At 59.6% G+C, this 8,069-nt stretch carries 7 protein-coding genes and 1 riboswitch; all 7 genes read right to left on the bottom strand.

What is annotated here, in order from left to right:
• Positions 1 to 71: 71 nt before the first annotated feature.
• The 7 genes from KDN35_RS15300 to KDN35_RS15270 all read right to left on the bottom strand — a co-directional run bounded on the left by KDN35_RS15300 (position 72) and on the right by KDN35_RS15270 (position 7,970).
• Entirely contained in the window at positions 72 to 797 is a 726-nt protein-coding gene (locus KDN35_RS15300) for a nucleoside phosphorylase (protein WP_212133148.1), read from the bottom strand.
• A 2-nt stretch (positions 798 to 799) separates the two neighbouring features.
• Entirely contained in the window at positions 800 to 1,462 is a 663-nt protein-coding gene (locus KDN35_RS15295) for a sulfite oxidase-like oxidoreductase (RefSeq protein ID WP_171563997.1), read from the bottom strand.
• A gap of 35 nt (positions 1,463 to 1,497) precedes the next feature.
• Positions 1,498 to 2,415 (bottom strand): ABC transporter permease, encoded by a 918-nt coding sequence (locus KDN35_RS15290; RefSeq protein WP_212133143.1) that lies wholly within the window; start codon positions 2,413 to 2,415, stop codon positions 1,498 to 1,500.
• On the bottom strand, positions 2,402 to 3,472 hold the full coding sequence (locus KDN35_RS15285) for an ABC transporter permease (protein ID WP_171563995.1): 1,071 nt from the start codon (positions 3,470 to 3,472) through the stop codon (positions 2,402 to 2,404). The genes KDN35_RS15290 and KDN35_RS15285 overlap by 14 nt, the downstream gene beginning before the upstream one ends.
• Positions 3,447 to 4,976: an ABC transporter ATP-binding protein gene (locus tag KDN35_RS15280; protein ID WP_212133142.1), complete on the bottom strand. Its 1,530-nt coding sequence runs from the start codon at positions 4,974 to 4,976 to the stop codon at positions 3,447 to 3,449. The genes KDN35_RS15285 and KDN35_RS15280 overlap by 26 nt, the downstream gene beginning before the upstream one ends.
• A gap of 77 nt (positions 4,977 to 5,053) precedes the next feature.
• Positions 5,054 to 6,076: a BMP family lipoprotein gene (locus KDN35_RS15275; RefSeq protein WP_171563993.1), complete on the bottom strand. Its 1,023-nt coding sequence runs from the start codon at positions 6,074 to 6,076 to the stop codon at positions 5,054 to 5,056.
• Between the two features lie 214 nt (positions 6,077 to 6,290).
• Positions 6,291 to 6,401, bottom strand: a riboswitch (SAM riboswitch).
• A gap of 87 nt (positions 6,402 to 6,488) precedes the next feature.
• Positions 6,489 to 7,970, bottom strand: coding sequence for a methyl-accepting chemotaxis protein (locus KDN35_RS15270; protein ID WP_171564195.1), 1,482 nt, complete (start codon positions 7,968 to 7,970; stop codon positions 6,489 to 6,491).
• Positions 7,971 to 8,069: the final 99 nt, after the last annotated feature.

Here is an 8,069-nt window from a genome sequence, read left to right as displayed (position 1 = left end):
ATCCCAAGGGGTTTTTCCAATGTCTACTTTAAGGGGTGCACTCTATTTCATATCGGGGCTGTTTATTTCACTCAATTCTCCACCGCCACGATCGCATCCAGCGCGATGCGCGCTTCTGCCTCAATCGCTTTGGCCGTGGTCTCCGTATGAGGGTTGTACGTTTCCAACAGATCAGCGTCGGCGTACCCATCGATCGCCAGGATGGAACCGGCACGCATGCCTCGGAGCGCAGCAATCACGAACAGGGCCGCATTCTCCATCTCCACGGCCAGCACGCCCGCCTGTTGGTACAGCTTGTGCGGAAACTCCACCACGCCGCTGTAAAACATGTCCATCGTCAGTGTCACGCCCTCGGCCACATGGAGTCCCGTATCGCGCTTCGCGGCTGCGGCGGCCAGCGCATCGACGACGCGGCGGTCGGCCACGGCCGGGAAACCCGGCGGCACCAATTGGCTGGTCAGTCCGTCCCGGCGGACAGCCGCCGTGCTGATCACCAGGCTGCCGGGTTCGATCGTTTTTTGGTAGGAACCGGCCGTTCCGACACGGATGATGGTCTTCACGCCGCCTTTGGCCAGCTCTTCAAAGCAGACGGCCGCCCCCGGCGAGCCGACGCCGTGGCTGACGACGGCCACCGCCGTGCCGTTCCACGTTCCCGCATAACTGTGGTATTCCCGGTTTTCCCCGATCGCCTTGCTCTCGTCCAGCAGGGCGGCAATGCGGGCTGCCCGCTTCGGATCGCCGCAGACGATCGCGCGCTTTGGCAGGTTTTCCGGGTCAATTTTCAGATTGGGCAGCATCATCAATCAAACTCCTTTTTCTCCCATTCGTCTTCCGGAATCGGCAGGGCTTCGCCGGAGAAACGCTCTTCGCGAAACGGGTCTCCGTTCAGATGAAAACCGTTTTGCTCCCAGAAGCCAGGGTTGTTTTCGTTCATGAATTCGATTCCGCGCAGCCATTTCACGCTCTTCCAAAAGTAGAGGTGCGGCACGATCAGCCTTAGCGGCCAACCGTGCTTGTCCGTCAGCGGCGCTCCGTCAAAGGAGTGGGCCAGCAGCACGTCGTCTCGTTCCAGGTCGGCCAGCGCCGCGTTTGCCGTATAGCCGTAATCGCCGTGCAGCATCACATACCTGCCCCGCGGTGTGACACCGGCCGCTGCCAGGAAGTCGCGGAAACGAACGCCGGTAAACCGGTTGTCAAACCGGGACCAGCGGGTGACGCAGTGAATGTCACAGGTGATCGTCGTCTGCGGCATCGCCATGATGTCGGCATACGAGAGCGTTACCTCCCGATCGACTTCCCCGAAGACCCGCAGCGTCCACGTCTCCAGGTCGTAGACAGGCACCTCCCCCTCATGCAGGATCGGAAACCGCTCCGTCAGCACCTGTCCCGGCGGCAGCCGCCGAGCCAGGGCCGGATCGACCGCGGGCACCCTCATCCGTTTGATCCGCTCTGCCTTGTTCATCTTCCCGTTTCCTCCCAGGTCAGTCCGTCTTTTGTCTAGCGGGCACTCTGCTGGCTGGCGGTGCTTGCGGCTGTGCCCTTGTCCTTGAGGAAGAACATCGCCGCAATCGTCAGTACATAGGGCAGCATCGCGGTAAACTGCGTCGGCAGCGAAAAGCCCTGCAGCCGGATACTGAGCGCGTCCATCAATCCGAACAGCAGGCTGGAGGCGAGAATGCCCAACGGGTGAGACTGCCCCAACATCATTGCCACCAGCGCGATAAAGCCGCGCCCCGCCGTCATGCCTTCGGTAAACATGGTCACCTGCCCAAGCGATAACTGGGCCCCGGCCATGCCGCAGAGAACGCCGCACAACACCACGGCCAGCACCTGCAGGCGCGTCACCTTCAGGCCAAGGCTGCGGGCCGCTACCGGATTCATCCCGGCCGCCAGCACACGGAAGCCGGTCACGGTGTGGGCAAAGAACAGGTGCAGCAGCACCGCCGCCAAAAAGGCCGCGTAGACCAGCGGCGAATGCCCCGACAGGATGTCCCCCAGCACGGGGATGTCTGCCACCCAGGAAATCCGCCACTGCGGCAGCCCGGCCATGTCCTTGTCGTAAAACGCCCCTTTCACGCCGAAGACGGCGCGCAGCGCAAACGTGGTCAACCCCAGCGCGAGGAAATTGATCGCCACGCCGACGATGATTTCATTTGCCTTCAGTCCGATCGTCATGTAGGCAAACAACAGCGAAAACAGCACGGTGACGGCGGCGGCAAACAGCACAGCCAGCGGCAGGCTGCCGGTAAAGTGATTGCCGACGATGGCGGAAAACGCTCCGACCAGCACCAGCCCCTCCAGCCCGACGTTGAAGATGCCCACCCGGGCGCACAGCGCGCCGCCCAGTGCCGCCAGGAGGATCGGAGTCACCATCCGGATGGTGGAACTGACAAGTGCTCCATCAAACAACTCCATGCGACTCCCTCCTCTTGCTCTTGCGGTTTTTCCACCAGTCATGACTGATTTTGGCGGAGATAAACAGAATCAGCACGGCCTGGATGACGCTGGCCAACTCCAGCGGTACCTCGGTGTTGCGCTCCACGCCCATCGCACCCGTCTGCAGGGCGGCCAGCAGTATCGAGGTAAACACGACGCCGATCGGGTGGGAATTGGCCAGCAGCGTGGCCATCAGGCCCGTCCAGGCATACCCGGGGACGGTCAACGCGCCGTCGACGTACCGGTAATGCGCCCCCAGCACTTCCACGGTGCCGGCCAGCCCGGCCAATCCTCCGCTGGCAAACATCGCCACAAGCATCACCCGATCCTTGTCAATCCCGCCGTATTGGGCAAACAACGGATTGTGTCCGAGCATCTTCACCTCGTAGCCAAACGGGGTGAACCGGACGATCCAGAACAACGCCAGAGCAGCAGCCAACGCCATCAGAAAGCCGGCGTGTACGCTCATGCCGGCAAACAGCTTGGGCAGCCAGACGCTCTTTTCCAGCATGGACGTCTGAGCCAGCGCTGCCGAGCCTGTCTTGTCCTGAAACGGTTCACTCACCAAATACCCGGCAAACAGGACGGCGATGTAGTTGAGCAGCAGAGTGGTGATGAGCAGTTGGACGCGAAACTTCGCCTCCATGTACCCGGCCAAAAGCGACCAGAGACCGCCTGCGGCCACACCGGCCGCCAGCGCGGCCAGCATTTTCACCAGTCCGGGACCGGGCAGGTACAGTCCGACCAGCGTCGCGCAGATCGCCCCCAGCACCATCTGCCCCTCGGCGCCCAGATTAAACACCCCGGCGCGAAACGCCAGCGACAGCCCCAGCCCGATCAGCATGATCGGGGTGGACCGGGCCAATGTGGAGGCAAAGGAGTAGTAGCTCCCAAACGCTCCTTTCCACATCTGCTGGTAGGTATCCAGGATCGATTCGCCTACCGCGCTGATGACGACTGCTCCCGTCAACAAGCCGATCACCACCGCCAACAGCGGCTGGACCAGCGGTTTACACAGCTTTTTGACCGCTTCCATGGATGCTTCCTCCTGCCATCAACACGCTGATTTTCTCTTCCGTCGCCTCCGACCGCTTCAGTTCGCCGACGATTCGTCCCTTGTACATGACCAGAATTCTGTCAGACAGCGCCAGAATCTCCGACAGCTCCGACGAGACGAGCAGGATTCCATCGCCGCTGTTTCGCTTTTCGATCAGCGCCTGGTGGATGTGTTCCATCGCCCCGATGTCCACGCCGCGCGTCGGCTCGGCAGCGACCAACAGCGGCGTCTGTTGCCCCAGCTCGCGGGCGACGATCAGTTTTTGCAGATTGCCGCCGGACAGGTTGCCCGCCTGCTCCTGCAAGTGCCGGGAACCGGTCTTAATGGCAAAACGCTCCACCCACTGCTCCACCACGCGGCGAAACGCGTCCCGCAAAATGACGCCGCGACGGCTGAACGCCGGTTTGCGCTGGTAGCCCATCAAGGCGTTTTCCTCCACGCTCTCCTGCTTGGCCGTTCCCCACAGGTAGCGGTCTTCCGGGACATGGGCCACTCCCGCTTCACGTATGGCTGCCACAGGACGGTTGGTGACGTCCTTTCCGCCCAGCAGCACCCTGCCCGCCGTGACCGGCCGCAGTCCGGTGATGGCTTGCAGCAGTTCCGACTGGCCGTTGCCCGAGACCCCGGCGATTCCGACGATTTCCCCGTGGTGCACGGTAAATGTAACGCTGTCCACGATCGTCTGCCGGTCGGAAACGGTCAGGTTTTCCACCTGCAGGAGGGGCCTGCCGTCCAGGCTCACCCGCTCACTCAACGGCTGCAGGTCACGGCCCACCATCAGCCGGGCCAGTTCGTCCACGCTGGTCTCCTGCCGGGAAACGGTCCCGGTCACCCGGCCGCCGCGCAGCACGGTGATTCGGTCGGCCACCTCCATCACTTCCTTGAGCTTGTGCGTGATCAGGATGACGCTCTTGCCGCTCTCCGCCAGGTGGCGAATCGTCTGCAGCAGTTCCTTTACCTCCAGCGGTGTCAGGACAGCGGTCGGCTCGTCCAGTACGATGATGTCCGCTCCCTGGTACAGCACCTTGAGAATTTCCACGCGCTGCTGCTCCCCGACCGAGCATTGCGATACACGGGCGGTCACGTCAATCGGGATGCGGTAGCGCTCACTGAGGGCCCGCACCGCCTCCACCGCATCCTTGCGCCGGAACAGGCCGGCACGCTGCGGTTCATAGCCGATGACGATGTTCTCCATTACGCTGAAATCGGGAAACAGCATGAAGTGCTGGTGCACCATCCCGATGCCGTGTCGGATCGCGTCGTCGGGGCCGCGAAAGACCACCGGGCGGCCGTTTAGCACGATCTCCCCGGACGTCGGCTGTTCCATGCCGTACAGCATCCGCATCAACGTGGTTTTGCCGGCGCCGTTCTCCCCGACGATGGCGTGGACCTCGCCAGCCCCCAGCGTGAACGATACGTTGTCGTTGGCCGTAAAATCGCCGTATCTTTTCGTCATGTTGCGCATTTCCAGACGGTACGTCATCCCGCTCTTCCCTCCTTTTTCCTGTTGGTCCCATTCAACAGGAAACCGACTACCGCAGTAGTCGGTCGCCGTCTCGTTTACTGCTGCAGCGGATCGGGCACCTTGCGCGTACCCGCCACGATCTCATCCCTGATCGCTTTCACCTTGTTGATGACCTCCTCACCGATGAACGGATGCAGCGGCGTCTCGCTTTCGCGCGTGACGTAGGTGACGCCGACGCCGTCTTCCTTCAGGCCGTACGTCTGCACGCCCGGTTTCAAGCTGCCGTTTACAAACGCCTTTACCGTTTCATAGGCGGCCGTGTCGGTCCCTTTCAACTGGGACAGGACGATGTGTTCCGGATCGATGCCGGTGCGGTCGACGTCCTGGCCGGAGGTGTAGAAGCCCTTTTCCTTGGCTGCTTCAAACACGCCAAGGTCGCCGACAGCAGCAGCTCCGTAGACAAAGTCTGCTCCCTTGTTTGCCTGCAGCAGGGCCAGCTCCTTGGCTTTCGCCGGGTCATTAAAGCTGCCGACGTAGTTGACGAAGACCTCTGCGTTCGGATTGGTCGCCTTCAGTCCCTCCTGGAAGCCGACCGTCCACTTTTTCAAAAGCGGAATGTCCATCGCCGCGACGATCCCCACCTTGTTGGTCTTGGTCGCCAGGCCGGCAGCTGCTCCCATCAGATAGGAGGCTTCATGTTCGCGAAATACCACGCTGCTGACATTGGGCAAGTCCACGACAGTATCGATGATGGCAAACACGCGGTCCGGGTTTTCCGCCGCCACTTTTTTCAGCGCATCCTCCGATTCAAACGACGACGTAATGATCAAATCGTATTGCTCGGCCACGGCCGCGCGGATGTTCTCCTCGATGGCGAAATGGTCGGTCGACTCGATGGTTTTGACGTCGACACCAAATTCCTGCGCCGCTTTCTTGGCACCCTCGTCCATCTGCTGGAAAAACGGGTTGACCCCGATCTTCTCCGGCAAGATCAGCGCGACCCGCTTCTTCTCGCCGCCTTCATGGCCGCCGGCTTGTCCCTCCGGTGCACCGCCTCCCGCCGCACATCCGGCCAACAGTACGGCAAACGTCGTCAATGCCAACAGGTACTTTTTCATGCTGTTCTCTCCTATCTAGTAAAAAAGTTTTTTAACTCCAATACCGGTAATTTACGGGTTTTTTTCGAAAGTTTCAAGGCAAAACACGAATATTTTAGTAAATATACACCATAAACGTTCGATATATTCCCCCTTTTCCCAGGAAGGCGCACCTGATGATGGTATGAAAAAAACTCTTCCTAGAGGAAGAGTTCGCCAAGTTGCGCCAACCTCTTCCTCATCTGTCAAAACCCGAGGGTTTTGCAGGAATTGGCACCTTTCTGTACCGGGGTACAGTGGTTGCCGGGCTTCATCGGGCCAGTCCCTCCGCCTCTCTTGATAAGGTAAGGTGAATCCGCTATCCAGTTGTAATGTCTCTAATTCTAGCAAAAGGTTCTCACATTGCAAATGATTTTTTTGTCATTTCAAAACATTATGTTTGTTGGTCTCGAAACGACTGCTGCAATCTGCGCGACAGCGCGTTCAGTTCGCCCAGTTCTTCCGTGATTTCCCGCACCTTTTGATGCTGATTTTCCGCCGTGGCAAACAGCTCTTCCAGATTGGCCACCGATTGTTCCGTCACAGCCGTAATCGTCGACATCTCGGCGGCCACTTCACCGGAGCGCAGCTTTACCCTGTCCATGCTGGAGCGCACGTGCTCGACGGCCTGCAGGAACGATTCCATTCCGGCCCGAACCGTCTCGATCGAGGTGACAGTCTGGACGGCCAGCTCCTGTCCCTTGGCCACCGACGATTCCCCGTTGCTCATGTGGCGCACGGCGTTTTCGCTCTCCTTGTGCAGCGACTGCAGGATTTCGGCAATCTCCTGGGTAGCGGTAGCGCTTTGTTCGGCCAGTTTTCGCACCTCGTCGGCCACCACGGCAAAGCCGCGTCCGTGTTCCCCGGCCCGGGCCGATTCGATCGCCGCGTTGAGCGCCAGCAGGTTGGTCTGGGTCGCAATCTGGTTGATCGTCTGCACGATCTCCTCCACCCGGTTGGCCTGCCGATTCAGCTCGCGGATGGTGGACGAGGCCACATTGACCGCCTGCACGATCTGCTCCATCTGATGCGACAGCTCGTTCATCATGCCGATGCTCTCGGTGAGGCGGCGGTTGTTCTGATCGGCCTCCGCCTTCATCGCGTTGGCCTGTTCGTTGACCGCCACGATCTCGTGGTCGATCGACTGGACTTCCTCCTCGATCTTCACCGTGGAGTTGGCCTGCGCCTCCATCCCCGTGGCCACTTCGCGGAACGCAACCATCATCTCGTCCGTATTCCGCTTGGTCGTCTCCGCGTGCTCATGCACGTGCTCCGACGTGCGGTCCAACTGTTCCGTCACCATGCGGATGTGGCCCAAAAGCTCCGCCAGCCGCTGTTCTTTTTCCTCTGCTTCCCGCCTCGCCGTCTCCGCTTTGTTCAGCGAGGCTTGTCCGGCCAGACACAGGTAGGTCAAGCCGACGATCATCAATGCGACAGACACGAGGTGCAGGATCAGATTCACTTCTGTCCGGCCTTCATCGAACATGTCGTAGAAACCGGTGTAAAACCCGACAAATGTTGCCGCGATCTGGACAATCCCGGCGAAGACGACCAGCTTCCAGTCCAGATAGGCCGCGAGGAAGCCGAGCACGATAAAGGAAATAAACGCCGTCTCCGGATAAGACGTAAAGTGGTCGAATGCGATGGAGTAATACATAAAGCCGATCGCGACCAGGTAGCGAATCACGTAACTGCCTTTGCGGATGAAGTAGTACGGTGAAACAATCAGTGTCATCAGCAGGCCCAGTGATGTCAGCTTCCAGAAGTTCACGTCTTCCTGATACGCGATGATTCCGGCCAGCCACAGATGATTCCAGAGAATAAAAATCATGAAGCCCTCTTTGTTGGTCAAGGTGTTGCGGACCAACTGAAACATGGTCTGAAGCATAATTTCCTCCTTTACTGCTATGGTGAATACAGCATTCTTTTGTCATTATATCCTGAAAAATCTTCCAAGTTCTATTGGGATCATGGA

Origin of the sequence: Brevibacillus sp. NL20B1, assembly GCF_018195675.1 — a bacterium.
Taxonomy (GTDB): domain Bacteria; phylum Bacillota; class Bacilli; order Brevibacillales; family Brevibacillaceae; genus Brevibacillus; species Brevibacillus aydinogluensis.
Note: the sequence above shows the minus strand (reverse complement) of the source record. Positions and strands in the feature narration are given on the sequence as shown.

What these genes read in the sequence shown, in the direction of transcription:
- KDN35_RS15300 (WP_212133148.1), bottom strand. Translation starts at nt 797, where the DNA reads ATGCTGCCCAATCTGAAAATTGACCCGGAAAACCTGCCAAAGCGCGCG.
- KDN35_RS15295 (WP_171563997.1), bottom strand. Translation starts at nt 1,462, where the DNA reads ATGAACAAGGCAGAGCGGATCAAACGGATGAGGGTGCCCGCGGTCGAT.
- KDN35_RS15290 (WP_212133143.1), bottom strand. Translation starts at nt 2,415, where the DNA reads ATGGAGTTGTTTGATGGAGCACTTGTCAGTTCCACCATCCGGATGGTG.
- KDN35_RS15285 (WP_171563995.1), bottom strand. Translation starts at nt 3,472, where the DNA reads ATGGAAGCGGTCAAAAAGCTGTGTAAACCGCTGGTCCAGCCGCTGTTG.
- KDN35_RS15280 (WP_212133142.1), bottom strand. Translation starts at nt 4,976, where the DNA reads ATGACGTACCGTCTGGAAATGCGCAACATGACGAAAAGATACGGCGAT.
- KDN35_RS15275 (WP_171563993.1), bottom strand. Translation starts at nt 6,076, where the DNA reads ATGAAAAAGTACCTGTTGGCATTGACGACGTTTGCCGTACTGTTGGCC.
- KDN35_RS15270 (WP_171564195.1), bottom strand. Translation starts at nt 7,970, where the DNA reads ATGTTTCAGTTGGTCCGCAACACCTTGACCAACAAAGAGGGCTTCATG.